Source organism: Pseudoalteromonas sp. MER144-MNA-CIBAN-0113 (assembly GCF_040308965.1).
In the GTDB taxonomy this organism is placed as follows: domain Bacteria; phylum Pseudomonadota; class Gammaproteobacteria; order Enterobacterales; family Alteromonadaceae; genus Pseudoalteromonas; species Pseudoalteromonas tetraodonis.
The window spans coordinates 1-249 of the sequence record NZ_JBEOOG010000501.1 but is presented as its reverse complement, the minus strand read 5'-3'; the positions used below and the strand labels follow the sequence as shown (position 1 = coordinate 249).

The window sequence follows — 249 nt, the reverse complement described above, 5'->3', positions numbered from 1 at the left end:
CCCTTAACTATTTAAAGGGTTTATTATCGAATAAATTATTCAAATTAGCCGCTATTAGTCTGATTCATTAGCTGACCAAACGGCTTCGAGGGGTCGCGCGCTTGCCAAGATAGCTCAATAACAATAGGAGCGCTATAATGAACAAAATCGGGTAATTACCAAAACGCATGAATGGTGTATTACCCACCCGTGCCTGAATATCACCGCGTAGTACCGTCCGTTCAAACTGCGGGGCACGCTCTACAATAC

1 pseudogene is annotated in these 249 nt (G+C 43.8%); it reads right to left on the bottom strand.

What is annotated here, in order from left to right:
• Positions 1 to 67 precede the first annotated feature (67 nt).
• Positions 68 to 249 (bottom strand): annotated as a pseudogene (lnt, locus tag AAEY57_RS20685) (apolipoprotein N-acyltransferase); the annotation flags it as partial.